Source organism: Thermanaerothrix sp., assembly GCF_056331585.1.
The window spans coordinates 1-22,697 of sequence record NZ_JBWGPQ010000017.1; the positions used below are offsets into that span (position 1 = coordinate 1).

The window sequence follows — 22,697 nt, forward strand, 5'->3', positions numbered from 1 at the left end:
GTAAAATGACCTCTCTGGGTTACACCAAATCACTAGATGCGCCTGTTGACCATGCTCCGTAACGCCCTTAAAATAATTTGTGGTCATGGACTTTCTGCCTGCTGGTTTCTTCCGCCCGGATCATGATCCACCTTAGCGTGGGGGTTCTTTATTGTGTGTCATGATGGATTGTTTCCCAATTTATTGGAGAAAATTTATGGTTAAAAAGCCAAAGGAGTGGCGACCATGTTTATGAACCCTTTCCCTTCAAAGCGAGCCCCGGTTTATGCGGATGTACCTGATGAAAAATGGTATGATTGGCGCTGGCAACTCAGCCATCGTCTAAACACCGTTGAAGAATTTGAACGCGTGTTACGGTTAACCGACAGTGAACGCAAAGCCCTCAGCCAAAAAGGCCTCTTCCGCGTGGACGTAACCCCCTACTTTGTTTCCCTGATCGATCCTGATGATCCTGATGATCCCATCCGCAAACAGGTCATCCCGCGCGAGGAAGAAATCGTCCCGTTTACTGGGATGATGGAAGACTCGCTAGCCGAGGATCAGCATTCCCCGGTACCCGGGTTGGTACACCGCTATCCCGATCGCGTGTTGATGCTAGTGACCACGCAATGTGCTTCGTACTGTCGCTATTGTACGCGGTCACGCATTGTCGGTGATCCTAGCGCTACCTTCTCACGCAGCGAATTCGAAATGCAATTGGATTACTTGCGCCACACCCCGCAAGTGCGCGATGTCCTTCTCTCTGGTGGTGATCCCCTCACCCTAGCTCCCCGCCTGCTGGAGGAATTGCTCCAGAAACTGCGTGAAATCCCACATGTTGAGATCATCCGTATTGGAACCCGCGTCCCGGTATTTTTACCGATGCGCATCACCGAAGAACTCTGCACCATGTTGGAAAAATACCATCCGCTATGGATGAACATTCATGTCAATCATCCCAACGAGATCACCAAAGAACTTGCAGAAGCCTGCGATCGCCTCTCCCGTGCTGGCATCCCATTAGGGAATCAGTCAGTGTTGCTGGCAGGTATCAACGATTGTGTTCATGTTCAACGCAAACTGGTGCATGATTTGGTACGAATTCGTGTGCGTCCGTATTACCTCTACCAGTGCGATTTAGTAGAAGGAGCTGGCCACTTCCGCACCCCGGTCGCCAAGGGGATTGAGATCATTGAGGGTTTACGAGGACACACCTCTGGCTATGCCGTCCCCACCTACGTGGTGGATGCACCGGGGGGTGGGGGGAAAATCCCGGTCATGCCCAACTACCTCATTAGCATGTCCGATCACAAAATTGTTTTACGCAACTATGAAGGCTACATTACCACCTATGAGGAACCTTTAGACTATAAACCCCATGATCCTAAAACCTGCGTTTACTGCCAGAACAAACGCCCTGAACCAGGTCAGAAAGGCATCACCGCCCTGCTCGATGGCGAAGAGATGTTCATAAAACCTGAAGGATTTGACCAGTTGCATCGCCGTGGCGGAGGTATCCATCGCTTACGCGCCGACCCCACGAAGTGGAAACCTCTTGGGATAGGACAAGGTAACGACGAGGTCGAGCCGAAGAATGAGTAAAATCCCAAATAAACAACAAACTTAAGGAGGTATTTATGCATTACCGACGTTTAGGACGTTCGGGTCTGAAAGTCAGCGAAATTTCGCTGGGTGCGTGGGTCACCTTTGGCCATCAAATTGACGAAAAAACGGCCATTGACCTGATCCATGCCGCTTATGACCACGGCATTAACTACTTTGACAATGCCGACGTTTACGCCAACGGCCAAGCCGAAATTGTTATGGGCAAAGCCATTAAAGACTTGCCCCGTGAAGCCCTGGTTATCTCCACCAAGGTATTCTGGCCCACAATGCCTGGACCCAACGGGCGTGGCCTTTCCCGGAAACACGTCATGGAGTCTATCCACGCCTCATTACGTCGCCTGGGCACGGACTACGTAGACCTTTACTTCTGTCATCGCTACGACCCAGATACGCCCCTGGAAGAAGTTGCACGGGTCATGGACGATTTGGTTCATCAAGGCAAGGTGCTCTATTGGGGTACTTCGGAATGGCGCGGCGCTCAAATCACTCAGGTATATGGTATATGCCGTCAATACGGATTAATTCCCCCGACCATGGAACAACCTCAATACAACCTGTTCCATCGCCGCCGGGTAGAAGAAGACCTGGCGCCGGTATGCCATGAGTTGGGGATCGGCTTGACCACCTGGAGCCCACTTGCCTACGGTATCCTCACCGGCAAATATAACGAGGGGATCCCCGCAGGTAGTCGCGCTTCGCTTCCCGATATGGCGTGGATCCGAGACATGATCACCCCCGAGCGCATCGCAAAAGTGCGCCAGTTGACCGACCTAGCCAAAGAACTCGGAATCACCCCCGCTCAATTGGCCATTGCCTGGATCCTCCGCCGTAAAGAGGTTTCCAGCGTCATTACCGGAGCAACACGCCTGGAACAATTGGATGAGAATCTAGGTGCAGCAGAAGCCGTGGAAAAACTTACCGATGACGTGCTGGAGCGCATCGACCGTATCGTCGGCGTTCCCAGCGAGAACGATTAATGGCTCAAAAACGAAGACGCGGGCCAACACCCGCGTCTTTTTATTCCCTATGCGAGGAAACTCACACTTCTTTCTGTTTTACACCCCCCAACATAACCATGCGCACCTCGGGCAAATCAGTATACCAGATCAAAAAGGCCGAGAGCAGCATGGCAATGATTGTCATAAGCACGTAAGGCGCATTAAACACCTGAACGCCATTGACATTCACTGTGCCGCGAGAGAGCACTAGCATTAGCCGGCTAATGATATTGAAACCCTGCGAAAACGAAATCAGATACCACGGCCAAGGAGCAAGACTACGGCGCAGGATCTGAATCGCTCCGATTAGAGCCAAGACGGCTAGCACCACTGGTAACCACCATTCCTGCGAAGCAGGATCAAACGAGGCAGCAGGGTATAAAACCAACGGAACAACCTGAAGGATCAAAAAGGTAGCAATAACTCCCGGCCGAAAGAAGAACCTGGGTAACATGTTGGCTCTCCCTAAATTAAAGATCAGTTTCTTGGGGGATAATGATTTTTGATATTAGTGCACAATCTTGCCTTTGTCAAGCAAAAGCGCTAGAATATATTTATATTCTTCACAAGTTTATCCTCAAACTCTTGACAAATCCCAGAGGCTCACCTATTATTGTGCGCAATTAACCCCCTTGAGTTACAAGCCATCTCAATACAATCATTTCATTCCAGCCCCTGTAAGTCTAAAAATAAAGGCGTTGCACTCAAATTTTTTGAGTCAAAGGAGGTGGTTGGCTTACGCTTAGTCAAGATGATTTTCCAAATTTAACATCCCCAACCTCGTTGTACTTGCGATAAATCTAAAGCCATAGGAGGAGAGTATGCGCTCGGTTAAGTTTCTATCTATCATTTTGCTATTGGCAGTTATCCTAACTGCCTGCGCCCCTGGAGGCGGTGGCGCAGCCCAGCCCAAGGAACTAAAAGTCGCCATTCTTGCACCCCTCTCAGGCCCAGTACCAACGTTTGGTGTCTCTACCCGCGATGGTGCTCTAATGGCTATTGACGAGTGGAATGCCAAAGGCGGTGTCTTAGGCATGAAGATCGTGCCCATCGTCGAGGATAGCCAGTGCACCCCTGATCCAGCCGTCAACGCGGCGAACAAGGTAATTGACCAGGATGGCGTAAAATTCATCATCGGTGAAGTCTGCTCAAAAGCCTCTATCCCCGTCTCTGAAATTGCCAATGCGAAGGGTGTCATCCAAATCAGCCCCACCTCAACTAATGTCAATGTCACCGTTGACAGTCAGGGCAAGGTGAAACCCTACATCTTCCGCGCCTGTTTCATTGATCCCTTCCAGGGACAGGTTGGCGCCAAGTTCGCTTGGGAAAAACTGGGTGCCAAGAAGGCTTTCATCATGCTGGACCAGGCCAACGACTATGTGAAGGGCTTGGCTGAAGAGTTTGAAAAGGCCTTTACCGCTCTGGGCGGCGAGATTGTCGGCAAGGCTACCTACACCGCTAAAGATACGGACTTCTCCGCCATTCTGGCGCAGGTGGCCGAGGCAAAACCGGATGTGGTTTATCTACCTGATTACTACAACGTGGTTAACCTGGTCACCAAACAGGCTAAGGAAAAGGGAATCAATGTGCCCTTTGTCGGTGGCGATGGTTGGGATTCTGCCGATTTGGATCTGGCCGCAGCAGATGGTGGGTATTTCACCAACCACTACTCGCCGGATGATCCACGCCCCGAAGTTCAGAACTTCCGCAAGGCCTATGGCGAGAAATACAAGGATGAAAACGGCAATCCCAAGGTTCCCGATGCGCTCGCCGCGTTGGCCTATGATGCCACTAATCTGCTCCTAGAAGCTATCAATCAGGCTGGTACAACCGACACCGCCAAGGTGAAAGACACTTTGGAGAAAATTAAGTTTAACGGCGTCTCGGGCCAAATCACCTTCGATGCCAATCATAACCCGATCAAGTCCGCCGTAATCCTCGCCGTCAAGGATGGCGCTGTCAAGTTCGAAACGGTTGTCAATCCATGAGTCACGTCTCTTAAGTCTGAAGCAAAGCAGGGGGGCGCCATATCAATAAACTTGGTCGCCCCCCGCATGCTGCAAGATTAGGAGTGGGAGCCCAGAACCTATGCAAAATGTGTCAACATCCTCAACCCCGGTTGTTTATCATCGTCGACAACCTTTACTATGGGTTGGTAGAGGTTTCTTTGCCCTTTTAGGCCTCTTGGTTCTTTATATCCTCGGTGTCAACTTATTCAAAAACCCTACTCTGTTTGCCCAAATCTTTATCAGTGGGTTGCAATTAGGATTCGTCTATGCCATGATTGCCTTGGGCTATACCATGGTTTATGGTATTGTCAAATTGATCAACTTTGCCCATGGCGACGTTTTCATGGTTGGGGCTTTCACCAGTTTCTACGCAGTAGCCAAATATCGCTTGCATCAATGGCCTAATGCTGTCTTTCCAACCTTGGATCCTGGGCTTGGGGTTATCATCGGTGCAATAACTGTGATCCTGCTTTCCATGGTTGTTTGCATGATCCTGGCCGTTACCATTGAACGCGTGGCTTACAAGCCCCTCCGCGATGCCCCTCGCATTTCGGCGTTGATTACCGCCATTGGCGTTTCCTTCTTCCTGGAATTTTACGGAGCGTTAAACTTCGTTTTCTCGCCTCGTTTTATCCCCTACGAACGGCCCTTTGAAGTTGTTGCCTGGTATATCAAAGATGGCATTCACCGCGTTCTACCCGGACAACAAGCGCCAGAGAACAGTATTACATTCTCGAACATTTTCCTCATTATCATCGGGGTCTCTCTTCTTATCCAACTCTTTTTACAATACCTGGTCCGCCGCACCAAAATCGGTATCGCGATGCGAGCCTGTTCTTACGATCGTCAGGCCGCCCGGTTAATGGGTATTGATGTGGACCGGGTCATTTCTTTCACCTTTGCGGTTGGGGCCGCCTTTGCTGGCGCCGGAGGTGTGCTCTACGCCATCGCATATAGCCTTATCTGGACCCAGCTAGGCATCTTGCCGGGTCTGAAAGCCTTTGTTGCCGCCGTGCTAGGTGGTATTGGCAGCATTCCAGGGGCTTTCGTTGGGGCTTTGATCATGGGACAGGCCGAGGCAATGACTATGGGTTATATCTCCACCCCAATGCGCGATGCCGTAGCTTTTACAATTCTGATTGTCGTGCTCTTGCTTCGCCCAACCGGCATCTTTGGCGAACCCGAAAAAGAAAAAGCCTAAGGAGAACCCATTATGGAATTGGGATTTCTACTCGGTTCCCTGGTCAAAATTATCGCCATCATGGCCTATCTCTACGGGCTAATATGGGTGCTTGCCCGCCCCTCTATTTGGGTAAAGATTGCCGGCCTGATAGGGGCGTTTGCGGTGGTGCAACTAGCCTTAACGGATATCAATGGTTTCCGCCTTCTCAATAACTTTGATAATGGACTGCTCTTTCAGGCTTGTGCCATGACCATGGTCGCTTTGGGACTGAACCTGATCTATGGGTTCAACGGCCAATTCAGTTTGGGACAGTGGGGTTTCTACGGCATCGGCGCCTACGCCGCCGCAGACATCACCTATCGCTGGATTAATGGCGATGCACGGGGACTTTTGGTGTTGGGTTTTGGCTCCCTGTTGGGTACTCTGGTATTAATCGCCATCAATAAATGGCTCCAGCGATTCCGCGGAATCCCAGTGCTCTCTTCCTTTACTCTTTATCTGATCGGTGCCCTCGTCGCAGGCGCAGCTGCAGTATACCTGGGTAATCAACTAAACCCTCTGATCACCCCTCTATTAGGTACAGCGGGTGAACCAGGGCCCCTCAATACCCCTGCAGCGCAACAGGTTATTTATTTCCTAGCGGTTATCCTGGCCGGCATCTTCGCGGCACAGATTTCCTTCCTTTTTGGTCTGCCCGTGCTAACCTTGGGAAGCGATTATTTTGGTATCGCCACCTTGGGATTCACCATTGTGGTCAACACCCTCATGGTTAACTCGGATACCATCTTGCCCTTCCCAGAGATGAAGGGGGGACGCGGCATGATCGGTATTCCCAAACTCACCACCTGGTTCTCGGCCTTTTTCTTCATGATGCTGGTCATCATCATTATGCGTAATCTTATTCATTCCAGTACCGGGCGTTCTCTGGTTGCCGTGCGCGAAGACGAGGTGGCAGCTAAAGCCATGGGGATTGACGTCGCCGGGGCAAAATTATTTGCCTTTGTGGTGGGGAGTTTCTTTGCCGGCATAGGAGGTGCCGTTTACGCCCACTACATCGGATTCCTCAGTCCGGGAACGTTCGATTTCCTGGCGGGCTTCAACCCCTTAATCATCGTGGTTTTCGGCGGCTTGGGCAGCATGACCGGCACTATCACAGCCACCTTTGGGTGGATCTTCTTCCTGGAAGGGATGCTGCGAGTGCTTCTGAGCCAAATGGGCACCGAAGCTCCTACGTGGCGCTTTGTGCTCTATCCGATTACCTTGCTACTGCTGATGTTAATCCGCCCTCAAGGGCTGCTCGGTTCTGTGGAGTGGGGCTTTCTCAAAGGGCCAGAATTCACCCCCACCCCACGATCCCATCCTGAACCCGCTCATGAACGCGCAGCTTGAAAGGAGTAGCCCATGGAGATGAAGCCCAACGGAAGCAAACCTACCGTCCTTGAAATTCGCGGCCTCACAAAATTTTTTGGTGGATTGGCCGCTGTGCGTAATTTCGACCTGACCCTGAAACAGGGTGAATTGGTGGGATTAATCGGCCCCAACGGCGCTGGAAAGACAACGGTGTTCAATATGATCACCGGGCTGTATGTACCCACCAGTGGGGAGATATTTTTTAACGGAACGAATATTGTTGGCTTGGAACCTCACGAGATCACCCGCATGGGTATCGCCCGCACTTTTCAGAACATTCGACTCTTTCCTAATCTGACTGTGCTGGATAACGTGCGGATTGCTTACCACCCCCATTGTGGTTACACACTGACCGATGGCCTCCTGCGTACTCCACGTTTTAATATGAGAGAAAAGGAATTAACCGAACAGGCTCTCGATTTTTTGAGCATCTTTCAACTGGATCGCATCCACAACGAAATTGCTAAAAACCTTCCCTATGGTGAACAGCGTCGGGTTGAGATTGCCCGTGCTCTAGCCTGCAATCCCAAACTCTTGCTCTTGGACGAACCGGCTGCAGGCATGAATCCACGTGAGATCATCGAATTGATGGACTTAATCCATTTCATTCGTGAGCGATTTGACCTGACCATCTTGCTGATTGAACATCAAATGCGAGTGGTCATGGGAATTTGCGAGTGGATCACAGTCATGGATTTTGGTCAGGTGATTGCCCGGGGCACCCCCAAGGAGATTCAGGAAAATCCCTTGGTCATTGAGGCTTACCTAGGGAAAGGAGTCACCCATGCTGCTTGAAGTCCATAACCTCAACGTTTACTACGGGGCCATTCATGCCCTCCAGGGTATTTCCTTTCATGTTGACGAAGGTGAAATCGTTACGCTGATTGGCGCAAATGGAGCAGGAAAGTCCACCACCCTACGCACCATCTCGGGCCTGCTCCGCACCCGCACTGGTTACATCCGCTATAAAGGGCGCGATATTACTAACACCCCGGCCCAGGAAATCGTCAAAATGGGCATTAGCCATGTTCCTGAGGGGCGCAAGATTTTCGCTCCCCTAACAGTACGCGAGAACCTGCTCATGGGTGCCTACACCCGAAACGATCCCAATGAGATTCAGCGCACCATGGAACGGGTCTTTACATCCTTTCCACGCTTGAAGGAACGCATTAATCAGTTAGGGGGCACCCTTTCCGGTGGTGAACAACAGATGTTGGCAATGGGTCGCGGCCTGATGAGTCGCCCCACCTTGCTGCTCTTGGATGAGCCATCCATGGGTCTCAGCCCCATTCTGGTCGAAGAAATTTTCCGCATCATTCAGGAAATCAATCAACAAGGCACCAGTATTCTCCTGGTTGAACAAAATGCTCATATGGCACTTTCCATTGCACACCGCGCTTACGTGCTCGAGACCGGGCGCCTTGTGCTCTCAGGCACAGCTAAAGAGGTCGCTGAAAATCCAATGGTCAAGGCAGCATACTTAGGCGTCTAATCTTCCTGCGCCAATGGCGTTCCAACCCGCTTATCTTTACCTCTTGGCAAGCGGTGAACTCAAACGGCGGGTTGAACTCGCCTACGCCCATCTTGAAGCCTGTGATTTGTGCGCTTGGGCTTGTGGCGTCAACCGCCGTGCAGGGCAATTAGGCGTCTGCCGCACAGGCGAAAAAGCCAAAGTCAGCAGTTACGGACCCCATTTTGGGGAAGAAGCCCCTCTGCGCGGTTGGCGCGGCTCTGGCACCATCTTTTTCACGCGGTGTAATTTACGTTGTCAGTACTGCCAAAATTACGAGATCAGCCAAACTGACGAAGGGCAAGAGGTCGAGCCTGAGGAATTGGCCGAGATCATGCTTCGGCTCCAACATCTGGGCTGCCACAATATCAACCTGGTTTCTCCCAGCCATGTAGTGGCACAAATTCTGGCTGCAGTTCTTATTGCCGCTCAAGCCGGGTTACGCCTTCCTTTGGTTTATAACACCGGCGGCTACGATTCAATGGAAAGTTTACGCCTGCTTGATGGGGTCATTGATATTTACATGCCGGATATGAAATACGCCGATCCCGAAATTGCCAAACGTTATTCACGCATCCCCAACTATCCGCAGGTCAATCAAGCGGCCGTGCGTGAAATGCATCGACAAGTGGGTGATTTGCAACTGGATGCGAATGGGATTGCGGTGCGCGGTTTGCTGGTTCGCCATTTGGTTTTGCCCAACAATCTTGCTGGCACTGAGCAAATCGTCCGTTTTCTGGCCCAGGAAATATCGCCCAACACCTATCTTAACATTATGGATCAATACTATCCAACCTATCGAGCACATCTATACCCTGAGATCAACCGCCGCATCACAGCAGAAGAATACCGACAGGCTGTAGAAGCCGCCCATCGTGCCGGATTGCATCGGCTAGATTGATGGATTTAATGCCCAGATCTATGCACCGGCAAAGCCACAAGGATAAGGCTACTGCGCCCTTCCAGCGTATAGGTTAGGGATACAACAGGTGGTGATTGATGCAGGTCGCAGATATCCTCGGGGCTGGCAAGGCTAGTATCTACGAACCGATGCCAGCGCTGATCGGAAGGTAACCAGGGCAATTCAAAGGTTAGTGCTTCCCAATAGGCGTTGAACGCCACATAAACATGTTCCCCTGCTTCAGGCAAACACAGTTCCAACGCCAAGGCATGAGAGATCTCACGCCAATCCGGTTGATTGCGTTTGACCCCATGCCAGGCAAGACGCGGGGTGTTTTCACCTGGCTTGCGTGCCCAGAACGATTCCTCACGAAACATATGGTAAGATTGCGTAAAAGCCACCAGCGTTTGCACAAAGCGCCATAAACCTCGCTCTCGTTCCAGAAGTTGCCAATCCAACCAGGATATTTCGTTGTCCTGACAATAGGCATTATTATTGCCACGTTGAGAGCGCCGCACCTCATCCCCCATCAAAAGCATTGGCGTACCTTGAGCAATCAGCAACGCAACCAGAAAATTACGAATCTGCCGCTGACGTAAGCGCTCCACCTGGGAATCATCGGTAGGGCCTTCAACCCCGCAATTCCATGAGAAGTTTTCCTCAATACCATCCCGGTTGTCTTCTAAATTGGCTTCGTTATGCTTGTGGTTATATGAGACCAAATCATTCAGGGTGAATCCATCATGGCAGGTGACGAAGTTGATGCTACGATTGGGTTCGCGATCGGGTTGGCGGAATAGATCCGGACTGCCTATGAGACGATTGGCAAAATCCCAAATCGTTCGTTCATCTCCTCGCATAAAGCGACGCACATCGTCGCGAAAGCGCCCATTCCATTCTGCCCAACGGTGACCAATGAACGTACCGACTTGATAAAGTCCTGTCGCATCCCACGCCTCGGCAATAATCTTGGTGCCCGCGAGGACGGGGTCAGTTTCGATTTCCCACAAAATGGGCGGATTCTTGAGCAATTGTCCATCTTCGTCCCGTGCCATAACCGAGGCCAAATCAAAGCGAAATCCATCTACGTGCATCACCTGCACCCAATAACGCAAAGCATCCAAAATTAGCCGCCGTACAATCGAATTATTGGCATTGAGGGTATTCCCACAACCGCTAAAATTCAGATACTGCGATGGGTCGTGAGGATCAAGCATATAGTAAATGCTGTTCTCAAGTCCTTTTAATCCGAATACCGGCCCACGATGATCGCCTTCAGCGGTATGATTGAAGACCACATCCAAGATAACCTCAATCCCTGCATGGTGCATTGCCTTAACCATATCCCGGAATTCATCCACCGGGCCCAGGACATCTTTGCGTGAACTATACCCACGGTGAGGTGCAAAGAAGGCCACCGGGCTATAACCCCAATAATTCGTCAACCCGGGGGGTGCATCCTGCTCATCGAACTGTTGTACCGGCATTAGTTCTACTGCGGTGATCCCTAGCGATTTTAGATAGGGGATCTTTTCGATCAATCCTGCATACGTCCCACGCTTTTCCGCCGCCACGCCGGATGACGGATGGCGGGTAAAGCCACCGACATGAAGTTCGTAGATCACCGTCTGAGCGTAGGGCAGACGTAAGTGTTGATCGCCCTCCCAATTGTAGCCGCGGGGATCCATCACCGCGCACTTCAGCATGTGGCCCCAATCCCCGCCTGGTTGTAATGCGGCCTCACGGCGGTAATGTTCGGTATTAACAATCACCCGGGCGTAAGGATCTAACAGCAACTTGCTGGGGTCAAAGCGATGGCCGCGCTCAGGATCGTGGGGGCCAAATACTCGATATGCATAGATCTGGCCGGGTCCGATCCCATGCACATAGACATGCCAGTAGGCAAACGTACGATGTTCCTGGGGATCCAACCGAATCACGTGCGAGGGTTCAGCATCCTCGGGGTTGTCAAAGAGCAAAAGGTCTACCGCAGTGCTGTTCATCGAAAAGAGCGAGAAATTAACCCCTCCATCGTGAATCGTCGCTCCCAAGGGATAACTTTGCCCGCGGTGAATTTTTATCTCAGACATCATAACTCTCCCGCTTGGATGAAAAGGGTTAAAATGAAGCAATCATCTATTTGTTCCTGGGAGTTAAAGCCATGGAATACCGCTTTCTGGGTAAGACCGGAATCAAGGTTTCAAAGTTGTGCTTCGGCACAATGACCTTTGGCAACGAGGCGGATGAAGCAACATCTGTCGCGATATATCGGCGCTGCCGCGATGTCGGCATCAACTTCTTCGATTCGGCAAACATTTACGCTGGCGGTCAATCAGAGGTCATTCTTGGACGCCTGATCGCGGGTCATCGTGATGAGGTGATTATAACCAGTAAAGCCTTCTTTCCAACCGGACCCGATGTTAACGCCCGCGGTGCCTCACGCCGCCACTTGCGCCTTGCGGTTGAAGCCAGCCTCAAACGCCTCAATACTGATTATATTGACATTTACTACATTCACCACTTTGATGACGTTACCGCCCTCGAAGAAACCTTGCGCGGTTTGGAAGACCTTGTGCGCCAGGGCAAAATTATTTACCCGGCAGTGAGCAACTTCGCCGCCTGGCAGATTGAAAAAGCCTTGGGCATTGCTGAACGCCGCGGCTGGACACCATTGGCCTGCATCCAACCCATGTATAACCTGGTCAAACGCCAAGTCGAGGTGGAGATTCTGCCCATGGCTCAAGCCGAGGGTTTGGGCGTGGTGCCCTACAGTCCTCTCGGAGGCGGTTTGTTAAGTGGCAAATATGGGACTAGTCGCCAGCCTGAAAAGGGACGTCTGGTCGAAAATCCCATGTATCGCACGCGCTATGGGGAAGCCTGGATGTATGACGTTGCAGAACGTTTCACCCAATTCGCCCAAGCCCACGGGTATGAGCCGGCCGCATTAGCCGTTGCCTGGGTTGCCAGCCACCCCGCAGTAACTGCGCCGATCATCGGTGCTCGGAATCTTGATCAGTTGGAGGGGGTGTTAAAAGCCCTGGACATCCACATGACCCCTGACCTGCGCGAACAAATTACATCCCTTTCACCCACTCCACCCCCCGCTACAGATCGTTCGGAGGAGCGCACGGCTTATTCTATGGTTTCGCGTTAACGCCACGATCTTGGCATAAGGGTTATAAAGACGTTAAAATTGATTCAAAATGCTAAAAAACACGTTATGGTTGCTAAGGTCACTATAACCCTGGTCAAAGATATTCGTCCCCGGTTGGAGGATGAATTTGCGCCGGGAGAGTTTATCCCGCGCACCCCGGCTATTGCCGAAGCCTATGCATGGGGACAAGAACTCCATAAGGGCCAATATCGCTTGAGCGGCGAGCCCTATTTTGAAACCCATTGCGTGTGGGTAGCAGGGTTCTTGGATAAACTCATTGGCCGCGAAGCCTGGACCATCGCTGCTTTACTTCACGACGCGGTGGAAGATCAGGGCGAAACATTAGACGCCATCCGGGAACGCTTTCCTGGCCCGCTTGGCGAAGAAGTGGCGTACATTGTAGATGGGGTAACTAAAATCAGCAGTCCCCGTGATGGACGAACGCGGGAGATTGAAACCCTGCGTAAACTGGCCCAATTTCGCGACCCCGGCGTTTACCTGGTCAAATTGGCCGATAAAAGCCACAATCTTCTAACGCTTCATCACATGCCAGAACACAAACGCCAGCAAAAGGCTTTAGAGGTGATTCGCGCCTACGGCAAACTGGCGGGCATTTTAAATTGCTATCGCTGGCGGCGGTGGCTTGAAGATCTGGCTTTCCCATATGCTGATCCCGAAACCTACGCGTTTGTCAAAGAGAAAATAGACGCCGATCCCCGCCTAGATCTCTCATTTATCCATCCCATGATGGAACAACTTGGCAACCTCATGGAAGACAGCGGGATCAGCGGAAGCGTGGAATTGACCGTTAATGGATACTGGCAAACTTGGCAAAAGTTGCGCCGAATGGCACGGGCACGCCGAGCCTCCATGGATTCTTTCATGGCTGTCAATGACCTGGTCTCGTTCCGGTTGGTGGTGGAAAGTCAGGATGAGTCAGAATGCTATCAATTATTGTCCAAAGTCAACCGCTTCCTCGGCCCTTATCTAGACCAGAATCGCTTCGATGACTACATCGCTTGTCCTCAGAACGGCTACCGTGCGCTTCAGATCACGGCCTGGCTGCCCGACTTGGGCGCCATCGAAGTGGCTATCGCGACGCGAGAGATGGAAGAAGAAAACCATTGGGGCGTCGTCTATGCGTTGAAACAGGGCAAGGATATCAGCCATTACCGCCCGATTGAAATTTTCACCCCTAGTGGAAGCGCGCGCTTCTTGCCCGAGGGTTCCACCGTCCTGGATGCTATTGCGTCTATCCAACAGGAATTTCTTCTGGATAAAATCAGCGCTGTTAAAGTCAACGGCAATCTTGCTCGCCTCTCAGATCATATTCAACCTGGTGACATCGTCGAAGTGATCACCGGTAACAACCGCCTGTCGCCCTCCGAAGAATGGTTGGCCTTTAGCAACCCATCCACCGCGCGCCTGTTACGTGGCGTGCTGGTGACTGAGGCGCTTAAACGTAGTGCCGAGAAGGGGCGTCAAATTGCCAAGCAATTGCTCAAAGAACGAGGATTATTGGCTCTTGAGGACGTGCAAGCCTTAGAACCAACGCGGGTAGATAATTTGTTGGAACAACTTGCCTGTGCCAGTTTAGAGGATTTCTACGCTGCTCTCGGTAGCGGCGCCATTCGGCTGCAAGAAGTCTCACAAACCCTGGATCGTGTTGGAATCACCAACGATACACTCCAATGGACCACTATTCAATTACTGGGCAGTGCACAAGCCAATCGCCCCGGCACATTAGCCCGTTTGGCCAGCCTTGTTTCTCAGGCTGGCGGGAATATCTTACGTTCAGTCAACAACACGTTGCCCGATGGTCGATTCTCGTTGCGCTTGGTGGTAAGTAATTTATCTCCTGAACAATGCGAACCGCTCTACCAAGCGTACCTAAAATGTGGTATTGAATTAGAGGTGGTAGAAATTACTTGAAGGATGAGATTAATGGTATAATTTACAAAATTCATGCCCCTCAAACGCATGAAATCTAGAACGGAGTAAAAAGTTGAATCCTACACCCAAACCCACCCAAATCGCCGATGACGTTGTCGTTTCTCTGGCATATACTCTCAGCGTCAACGGTACCGTTGTGGACTCTTCCGACGAGTCCAATCCGGTTGTCTTCCTACAAGGCTACGGTAATATCATCCCTGGTCTCGAACGCGAACTGTACGGCTTGCAGGTTGGGGACGAGAAGCACATTGTTGTACAACCCCGCGACGGCTACGGCGAGGTAGACCCCGACGCCATTATGCGCATTCCCAAGGAAGAATTTCCTCCCCAAATCCCCCTGGTCTCGGGGGTGGAGTTGGAAGTGCGCGATATGGAAGGAAATATTCTCCATGCCACGATTGTTGGCGTGGACGAGGAGGCCGTTACTCTTGACTTCAATCATCCCCTTGCCGGCCAGGAACTGGTCTTTGATGTTAAGGTCGTTGACCTGCGCGAGGCAACTGAGGAAGAACTACGTCATGGCCACGTTCACGAAACGGATATGGAAGAAGAGGAATTCCTCCCCGGTGACGAGGAGGAATAACTCTTATCTCTTGGACCGCACGAGCCGCTACGGGAAACCAGTAGCGGCTTTCTATTTACCAGGAGCAATTGCAATTTTGGTATAATCCTATCGCACAATAACAGCATCGAGAATTCATCCAACATGCGCTTCTTACCCACTTCGATCCCCGACGTCATTGTCATTGAACCCCAGGTTTTCAGCGACGCGCGCGGCTTTTTTATGGAAGTATTCCAAGCGCAGAAGTTTGCTTCAGCCGGATTGCCCACTCACTTTGTACAAGATAACCACTCGGGATCGCGTCAGGGTATCCTGCGTGGTTTGCATTACCAGATTCAAAACCCGCAGGGCAAATTAGTCAGAGCAGTCGCAGGCACAATTTTTGATGTCGCTGTTGACCTTCGTAAAAGTTCCCCCACTTTTGGTAAATGGGTGGGGGTGATTCTTTCGGCTGAGAACCACCTTCAACTTTGGATTCCGGTTGGCTTTGCCCACGGTTTTTACGTCCTGAGCGAATGGGCTGAGGTCCACTACAAAACCACCGACTTCTACAACCCTCTGGGTGAGCGTACGCTACGGTGGGATGATCCCCAGATTAGCATTGCGTGGCCGCTCATTGACCATCAGCCTCCCTTGCTATCCGAAAAAGATGCGCAGGGGAAGTTTCTTTCCGAAGCCGATCTTTTTGACTAACTTGGAGAGGCAAAGATAACGATGCAACGAGTACTGGTTACAGGCGGTGCCGGATTTATTGGCTCAAACTTCGTGCGTTACCTCTTACGTCACGAGCCTGAGGTGCAAATTATCAACCTCGATCTTCTGACCTATGCCGGCAGTTTGGAGAATCTGCGTGATCTGCCGGATGAGCATAGGCATATCTTCATCCGTGGCGATATCTGCGATTCCGATCTGGTTTACCACTTATTTATCCAATATGAGATAGATACTGTTGTGCATTTTGCCGCCGAATCGCATGTAGATCGCTCCATCCTCGGTCCGGCTCAATTTATCCAGACCAACATTGTTGGCACGTTTACACTGCTGGAAGCCGCACGCAGAGCATGGATAGAGGATAAGATTGTTCCCTTGGAACGGTGCCGCTTCCATCACGTCTCCACAGATGAGGTTTTCGGTTCCCTTGAGCCACATGATCCCCCGTTCCGTGAGACGAACCCCTACGCTCCGAACTCTCCATATGCCGCCTCTAAAGCATCCAGCGATCATCTAGTGCGCGCCTACGCTCACACTTATGGGGTACCGATGACCATCACCAACTGCTCCAATAATTATGGTCCTTACCAGTTTCCGGAGAAACTAATCCCTCTAATGATCCTAAACGCCCTACAAGGGAAGCCTTTGCCTGTCTATGGAGATGGACAGCAGATTCGCGATTGGCTTTATGTAGAGGATCATTGCGATGCTATTCACCGGGTCCTGCGACAAGGCAAACCAGGCGAAACCTATAATGTCGGTGGCAATAATCAACCCACAAATTTACACATTGTTCACACGATTTGTGATCTACTGGACGATCTACGTCCCGAATCCCCATACCGACCTCACCGCAACCTGATTCGTTTTGTTGCCGACCGGCCTGGTCACGACCGTCGCTACGCAATGGATATAGGCAAAATTCAGCATGAACTTGGCTGGCAGCCCCGCGAAACACTAGAAAGCGGGTTACGCAAGACAGTGCTTTGGTATCTAAATCATCTCGATTGGGTATCTGCCATCCTCAAACGGCCTGATTTCCAAGCCTGGCTAGAAAACAATTATGCTTCCCGAGGAGTAAAACCATGAAAGGGATCATTTTGGCCGGGGGTAAAGGCACCCGCCTTTATCCAATCACACGAGCCATTAGCAAACAGATCCTCCCGATCTACAACAAGCCAATGATCTATTACCCTCTTTCCATGCTGATGCTAGCAGGGATTCGTGACATTCTGATTATCAGTACACCTCAGGATCTGCCTCTATTTGAACGCTTGCTCGGCAACGGGGCACAATGGGGGTTGCGCTTTCAGTATGCCGAACAGCCCGAACCGCGCGGTTTAGCCGAGGCTTTTTTGATTGGACGTTCGTTTATCGCCGGTGAACCTTGTGCGCTTATCCTCGGCGACAACATTTTCTACGGGCGCGGGCTGGCTCGTCTGCTCCAAAGTGCGGCTCAAGTGCAAGAAGGCGCGGTCATCTTCGCCTACCCGGTCAATGATCCTACGCGTTATGGCGTCGTGGAAATTGACAGGGACGGACGTGCCTTGAGCATTGAGGAAAAACCCAAAAAACCGCGCTCCAACCTGGCTGTGCCGGGCATCTATTTTTATGACCATCATGTTGTAGAGTATGCTGAAACCCTTCAGCCTTCTGCGCGTGGTGAACTTGAGATCACCGACTTAAATCGCATTTATCTAGAAAAGGGTCAACTTAAGGTTGAAGTCCTGGGACGTGGTATTGCTTGGCTAGATGCCGGGACTCACGAAGCATTGCTTCAAGCCAGCAACTTTGTCCAAACCGTTGAAGAACGCCAAGGGCTAATGATCTCCTGCCCTGAGGAAATTGCCTATCGCATGGGGTATATCACCGCAGAGCAACTTCGCGAACAAGCCCAAACCATGGCAAACAATGGCTATGGAGCCTATCTAATCCGACTCCTTGAAGAGTCACCTCGGTGAGGATGCGCATCCTGCTTCTTGGACACTTAGGACAACTGGGATGGGAAGCCCGCCGAGCCCTGGCCTGCCTGGGCGAGATCGTTGCGTTGGATTATCCCCAAATTGATCTTAGCCAGCCGCAAACCCTGCCTACTCTGATTCGAGATATCAAGCCCTCAATTATCTACAATGCCACTGCTTACACTGCGGTGGATAGAGCCGAGCAGGAATCTTATCTCGCCAGGCAAATCAACGCCATTGCCCCTGGCGTGTTAGCCGAATGTGCCCGAGAGGTACGCGCTGTATTGATCCACTTTTCAACGGATTATGTCTTTGACGGCACGAAAGGCAGCCCATACGTTGAGGACGACGTCCCTCATCCTCTCAATACCTATGGAATGACCAAATGGATGGGGGAGCAGGCTATCCAAGAGATCAATGATGTATACTTAATCCTTAGGACTAGTTGGGTTTATAGTTTGCGCCGAGAGAGTTTCGTCACCAAGGTTCTGGAATGGAGCCGTAAACAAGAAACTTTGCGCATCGTGGATGACCAAATCGGCAACCCTACTTGGGCGCGGATGCTGGCCGAGATTACTGCAAACCTGTTAGCCAATTACCGCGAAGATCCCTATGCTCAACTCCAAGACAAGCGTGGTCTCTACCACCTGGCCGGTGATGGCTGGGCAAGCCGGTTTGATTGGGCACAAGCCATTTTGAGATTAGATCCACAGCCGGAGCAACGCGCAACACGCCACCTTTTGCCGGCTAAAACCTCCGAGTTTCCAACCCCCGCAATTCGGCCTCTGTTTTCGGCTTTAAACTGTGAACGTTTTAAACACACTTTTCATCTCAGCCTACCCCCTTGGCAAGACGCCTTAACCCTGGCTTTGCAACCATAAAACAAGCCGCCATGCATCCGTTTTCATTCTACGAAGATCGCCTTCTATTATCCTCCCAGCAAGAATTGCAGCGAGTACTCCACTGGTGGTGGATTATTTCTTTAATGGCACTGTTAGGCGCGTTATGCGGTTGGACCATTCACGCCTTTAAACCCCCAGTTTATGAAGCACAGGCGGTTTTCAGCGCCGCAATTGACTATACGCAAACTGGTCTGATGACTCAGTTCGAACAGGATCAAGCGCTTAACGCCGTTGGTCACTTAATCGCCTCAGGTGAGGTGCTTGACCGGGTGGTGGCCCAAAGTCAAACGAAGGGTCTGAGTCTAACCGTGGCAGATTTGCGGCGTATGGGTACCGTGGAGCGCCAGGTAGACGCCTTTATTCTTCGCCTGCGCACCACGAATGCTGAACAGGCGGCTTACCTCGCCAACCTATGGGCCAGCGAGGCCAACGCCCTACTAAATGACGCTCAAGCCCACGCTCTCCAAGCAGCACACTTGGCGCGTTACTTGCAGTCATTAGAAAGTTGCCTCCAACGCTCTCTCGTCATCCCTCCAGCACCCACCTTGTGCTACCAGCGATCCCCCACAGAGATTCAAAACCTGATCACTGAGACTTCCCAGCAACTTCAGGCCGAGCGCCGAGCCAGCCGAAATCTTTTCCCCGGGCTTCTAATTCAGTGGGTCGAGGAAGCCACCCCACCCACCCAACCTACGCAATTCGGGCGCAATGACTTAATGTTAGCCGGTGCACTCATCGGCTTGCTTGTGGGTATTGTTTCGATTGAAGTTCTGCCTCCGTTTCACCGCGCAACATCATGAAAGCAAAACTTTTTTTCATTTACCAAGGGTTGCAATGTGGTCTTTGGGGAGCAGTAGGGCTTCTGCTCCCATTAACCAGTTTTCCCTGGATTACACAGAGGTTTAATATCCATTCTGTTGCTCCTGCCGCGGCTCTTCCTCTGGGGCTATTAATTCTAGTCTGGTTTCTTCCCTACACAATTACACCGGTGGGACGTTTGCCGCGCCAGGCTATTCCGTTGTTGGTGTTCATTTTTATCGCTCTCCTTTTTTCCTCCCTGCTCTCACTCACACTTCCCCTACCTCCCTTCCGTTCCCCCAATGTATGGGGTAACATTCGCGAAGCGTTGCTAACTTTAGGGGTGGGCAGTGCATTCTATCTCTTAACAGCCACCTGGTTCAACACCTCTAAACGCATTGAATTCCTACTTCAGACCATTCAAATCGGCGGAATCGTCATAATCCTCTGGTCGTTCGTGCAGGCTTTTTTCTGGTACACCCAAAAGGGCTATCCAGCCTGGATGTTCACCATTCAATCCCACCTAACGTCCAACGGACGCCTGTTTGAACAGCGCGTTACCGGTTTGGCATTCGAACCTTCTTGGTTAGCACATCAATTAAACCTGTTGTACTTGCCCCTCTGGTTAGCCGCCACCCTCAAACGCTGGTCTGTGTTTCGCTTCCACATCGTCGGCTTAAGTGTAGAAAACCTGTGTCTCCTCGCTGGCGGCGCAGTTCTGTTTCTCTCCTTTTCTCGTGTGGGCTGGCTCGCTTTTTTGTGCGCCCTGGCCTATGTGATTCTCCGTGCTCACCTGGCACTAATCCGCTGGCTACGGGATCAACTTCAAAAACATCTCCATCTAAATCTGGCGCGTTGGGTTATGAGACAAGCTATTCCCATTGGAATGGGTATTTTGTTAATCGGTATTTATGTTGGCCTCTTTTTCAGTGCTGGTTACGTATTAAGCCGACTTGATCCGCGCATGCGTGACCTCTTCCGTTTTGAGTTCCTGCGCACCGAAGGACTGGCCGGTTACGCCAATCGGCTGGTTTTTGCCGAACGCTTAGTATATTGGCAAACCGGATACCGCATTTTTGCCGATTACCCCTGGCTCGGGGTCGGTTTGGGCAATGCCGGCTATTTCTTCCCTCAAAAAATGGTCGCTTTCGGTTGGGCATTAACGGAAGTACAAGATCTGATGTTTCGCCAGACTTTCATTCCCAATACGAAGAGTCTATGGGTGCGCCTGCTGGCTGAAACTGGAATTGTTGGCTTTTCCCTATTCATCACTTGGCTTTATGTCCTTTGGGTTACCGGACGCTCGCTCTCACATGCCTCTTCAGGATTACAACGCACACTAGGTTGGGCACTCTGGTTGGGCTTGATCGCATTACTGGTAGAAGGTTTCAGCGTGGATACGTTTGCACTGCCCTATTTTTGGACGCTATTTGGAATCGCCACTGCAGCCTCAACCTTGAAGCCTCATCCTTCTGGCGGTTTATCACCTAACGAATCCACCCGCTTCGCCTGACGCCGATCCCACCACCACCCCCCTATTAAAATCAAACTCGCTAAACTCACTATAGCACCGACCATCATCCAGAAAGGCAAACGGGGAAGCACACGATACGTGCGACTGACATACCACTCAGTAAAAAAGATCAGTCCCACACCCTCGACGGATAGCCATCGCCCCAACCAAGGATCACGCGCTTCTCGCGCTAAGTGATAAACCCAAGCCACAGTTAACGCGAACATTGGGAGCAACATGGCGCGGTAGCGAGGGTTGTCCCACAAGTCGCCCCCGGCCCGCAAGGAAGCAAGAATCGTCCAACCCCAAGCCAATCCAATTAACCATAGAAGCACAAATCGCCACGAACGCTCCCGAACATGCCTTAATGCCCATGGGGTATAGAAAAGAAATGGCAATACAGCGTACCACCCCAGTGCTCGTAAGGTGCTAATCGCATTCCAAACAGGAAGCGAGGGGTCAAATATTGCTCCGGGTAAGACCGGTTGAAATACACCATAAGCCACAATAAATGGGAGTTCAAGAAATGTGGGCAATTCTCCCAATAACTTCTGAACCCAGCCCGAGCCGCGTTGGGTTAAGTAGGCATCCCATAACGCTACCCGTTCCAACCATCCGCCAAAAGCAACCAGCCCGAGGATCACCAGAACCCCTAATCCTGTACCGACCCACTGCCAACCCCGCTTTACCTTAAGCTGGGCAAGATAAAAGATCAAACCTCCGCTAAGAAGAACCAACAGCCAGACCCCTGCAGCCAACCAGGAAAAAAAAACCATCACCCCCAACGCCAACAGCCCACCACCGATGCGTGTTTGTAGCCTACTTTCCTGATCCCACAACGCCCACAGGATCACGCTCCCAAAAGCAATGAGAAAAGGATCACGCATCTGAGAAGCCGCTAGAAACAGCGCCTCGGGATAAAAAGCCAAGATCATAACCGCCAGACGGCGACTGCGCTGAAAAACCTCCCTTTTTAATGCCTGTGCCAAAAAGGGGAGTCCAATAACCCCTGCCCAAGTCGTCAGGATCAGAATAAGCCAGGGGCGGTGTTGCCCTGGGCTCAGGTAACGATACACCAAAGCACTCACAGCCAACATCCCACCATATTGATCCGAAACATACCGCCCACCCAAGGCTGAGAGGACGGGCTCAGAAGAGGTTGCCAGCGCCCACGCCTCTTGATCGCGCCTGAAGGCATCATAGTAGAGATACCCCTGGTTCTGCTGAGGAGTATCGTAACCCCAATGAGGCAAGCTCAACGTAAGCCCAACCCCAAGCATTAACCGCACCAAGAAAGCGGCTATGATAACTCGACCCAACCACTGTTCGCGCCCACTCCAGCGCCATAATCCATAAAATGTTCCCCACGCCAGGCTAAATAATAGAGAGGACGCTAAAACGCCTTGAACGTCGAGACCACCAGTCATCACCCAGGTGGTGATCCCCCCCAAACAAACTCCCAAACCGATGACTCCTAAGACATTGAAAAAGAGCGTAGACTTTGATGTCACCATAGACTTCCCTCCA

At 51.3% G+C, this 22,697-nt stretch carries 20 protein-coding genes; 17 read left to right on the forward strand and 3 right to left on the reverse strand.

Annotated elements, in window-relative coordinates:
* The first annotated feature begins 225 nt into the window (after positions 1–225).
* Positions 226–1,581, forward strand: a complete 1,356-nt coding sequence (gene kamA / locus AC01YT_RS07565) for a lysine 2,3-aminomutase (RefSeq protein ID WP_476674187.1) — start codon at positions 226–228, stop codon at positions 1,579–1,581.
* Between the two features lie 35 nt (positions 1,582–1,616).
* A complete protein-coding gene (locus AC01YT_RS07570) occupies positions 1,617–2,582 on the forward strand; it encodes a potassium channel beta subunit family protein (protein WP_476674189.1) in 966 nt (321 codons plus the stop codon).
* Positions 2,583–2,643: 61 nt separating this feature from the next.
* Here AC01YT_RS07570 and AC01YT_RS07575 read toward each other — a convergent pair whose 3' ends face one another.
* Complete coding sequence (locus tag AC01YT_RS07575; RefSeq protein WP_476674191.1) at positions 2,644–3,057, reverse strand: hypothetical protein; 414 nt, start codon at positions 3,055–3,057, stop codon at positions 2,644–2,646.
* A gap of 367 nt (positions 3,058–3,424) precedes the next feature.
* Here AC01YT_RS07575 and AC01YT_RS07580 point away from each other — a divergent pair, with 367 nt between their 5' ends.
* The 6 genes from AC01YT_RS07580 (at position 3,425) to AC01YT_RS07605 (ending at position 9,616) form a co-directional block, all read left to right on the forward strand.
* A complete protein-coding gene (locus AC01YT_RS07580) occupies positions 3,425–4,591 on the forward strand; it encodes an ABC transporter substrate-binding protein (protein WP_476674193.1) in 1,167 nt (388 codons plus the stop codon).
* Between the two features lie 100 nt (positions 4,592–4,691).
* Complete coding sequence (locus tag AC01YT_RS07585) at positions 4,692–5,813, forward strand: branched-chain amino acid ABC transporter permease (RefSeq protein ID WP_476674195.1); 1,122 nt, start codon at positions 4,692–4,694, stop codon at positions 5,811–5,813.
* A 12-nt stretch (positions 5,814–5,825) separates the two neighbouring features.
* A complete protein-coding gene (locus tag AC01YT_RS07590; protein WP_476674197.1) occupies positions 5,826–7,184 on the forward strand; it encodes a branched-chain amino acid ABC transporter permease in 1,359 nt (452 codons plus the stop codon).
* A gap of 12 nt (positions 7,185–7,196) precedes the next feature.
* Positions 7,197–8,000: an ABC transporter ATP-binding protein gene (locus tag AC01YT_RS07595; RefSeq protein ID WP_476674199.1), complete on the forward strand. Its 804-nt coding sequence runs from the start codon at positions 7,197–7,199 to the stop codon at positions 7,998–8,000.
* Positions 7,990–8,697 (forward strand): ABC transporter ATP-binding protein, encoded by a 708-nt coding sequence (locus AC01YT_RS07600; RefSeq protein ID WP_476674201.1) that lies wholly within the window; start codon positions 7,990–7,992, stop codon positions 8,695–8,697. The genes AC01YT_RS07595 and AC01YT_RS07600 overlap by 11 nt, the downstream gene beginning before the upstream one ends.
* Before the next feature lie 13 nt (positions 8,698–8,710).
* The gene (locus tag AC01YT_RS07605) at positions 8,711–9,616 is read left to right on the forward strand and encodes a radical SAM protein (RefSeq protein ID WP_476674203.1); all 906 of its coding nucleotides are present in this window, start codon (positions 8,711–8,713) and stop codon (positions 9,614–9,616) included.
* Positions 9,617–9,621: 5 nt separating this feature from the next.
* Here the strand turns inward: AC01YT_RS07605 and glgX are convergent, their stop codons facing one another.
* Positions 9,622–11,706, reverse strand: a complete 2,085-nt coding sequence (gene glgX, locus AC01YT_RS07610) for a glycogen debranching protein GlgX (protein WP_476674205.1) — start codon at positions 11,704–11,706, stop codon at positions 9,622–9,624.
* A 71-nt stretch (positions 11,707–11,777) separates the two neighbouring features.
* Here glgX and AC01YT_RS07615 point away from each other — a divergent pair, with 71 nt between their 5' ends.
* From AC01YT_RS07615 to AC01YT_RS07655, 9 genes are all read left to right on the forward strand, one after another.
* Complete coding sequence (locus AC01YT_RS07615; RefSeq protein ID WP_476674207.1) at positions 11,778–12,770, forward strand: aldo/keto reductase; 993 nt, start codon at positions 11,778–11,780, stop codon at positions 12,768–12,770.
* A 66-nt stretch (positions 12,771–12,836) separates the two neighbouring features.
* Entirely contained in the window at positions 12,837–14,702 is a 1,866-nt protein-coding gene (locus tag AC01YT_RS07620; protein WP_476674209.1) for an HD domain-containing protein, read from the forward strand.
* A gap of 73 nt (positions 14,703–14,775) precedes the next feature.
* Positions 14,776–15,306: an FKBP-type peptidyl-prolyl cis-trans isomerase gene (locus AC01YT_RS07625; RefSeq protein WP_476674211.1), complete on the forward strand. Its 531-nt coding sequence runs from the start codon at positions 14,776–14,778 to the stop codon at positions 15,304–15,306.
* Positions 15,307–15,429: 123 nt separating this feature from the next.
* Positions 15,430–15,978 (forward strand): dTDP-4-dehydrorhamnose 3,5-epimerase, encoded by a 549-nt coding sequence (gene rfbC / locus AC01YT_RS07630; protein ID WP_476674213.1) that lies wholly within the window; start codon positions 15,430–15,432, stop codon positions 15,976–15,978.
* A 21-nt stretch (positions 15,979–15,999) separates the two neighbouring features.
* Entirely contained in the window at positions 16,000–17,085 is a 1,086-nt protein-coding gene (gene rfbB / locus AC01YT_RS07635) for a dTDP-glucose 4,6-dehydratase (protein WP_476674215.1), read from the forward strand.
* Entirely contained in the window at positions 17,082–17,957 is an 876-nt protein-coding gene (rfbA, locus tag AC01YT_RS07640) for a glucose-1-phosphate thymidylyltransferase RfbA (RefSeq protein ID WP_476674217.1), read from the forward strand. The genes rfbB and rfbA overlap by 4 nt, the downstream gene beginning before the upstream one ends.
* A gap of 2 nt (positions 17,958–17,959) precedes the next feature.
* Complete coding sequence (rfbD, locus tag AC01YT_RS07645; protein ID WP_476674219.1) at positions 17,960–18,838, forward strand: dTDP-4-dehydrorhamnose reductase; 879 nt, start codon at positions 17,960–17,962, stop codon at positions 18,836–18,838.
* A gap of 11 nt (positions 18,839–18,849) precedes the next feature.
* A complete protein-coding gene (locus tag AC01YT_RS07650) occupies positions 18,850–19,659 on the forward strand; it encodes a YveK family protein (protein ID WP_476674221.1) in 810 nt (269 codons plus the stop codon).
* On the forward strand, positions 19,656–21,170 hold the full coding sequence (locus AC01YT_RS07655) for an O-antigen ligase family protein (protein WP_476674223.1): 1,515 nt from the start codon (positions 19,656–19,658) through the stop codon (positions 21,168–21,170). Before AC01YT_RS07650 ends, AC01YT_RS07655 begins: the two co-directional genes overlap by 4 nt.
* On the opposite strand, the gene AC01YT_RS07660 is transcribed toward AC01YT_RS07655, so the two are convergent.
* On the reverse strand, positions 21,122–22,684 hold the full coding sequence (locus AC01YT_RS07660; RefSeq protein WP_476674225.1) for a hypothetical protein: 1,563 nt from the start codon (positions 22,682–22,684) through the stop codon (positions 21,122–21,124). The genes AC01YT_RS07655 and AC01YT_RS07660 overlap by 49 nt on opposite strands.
* Positions 22,685–22,697 lie beyond the last annotated feature (13 nt).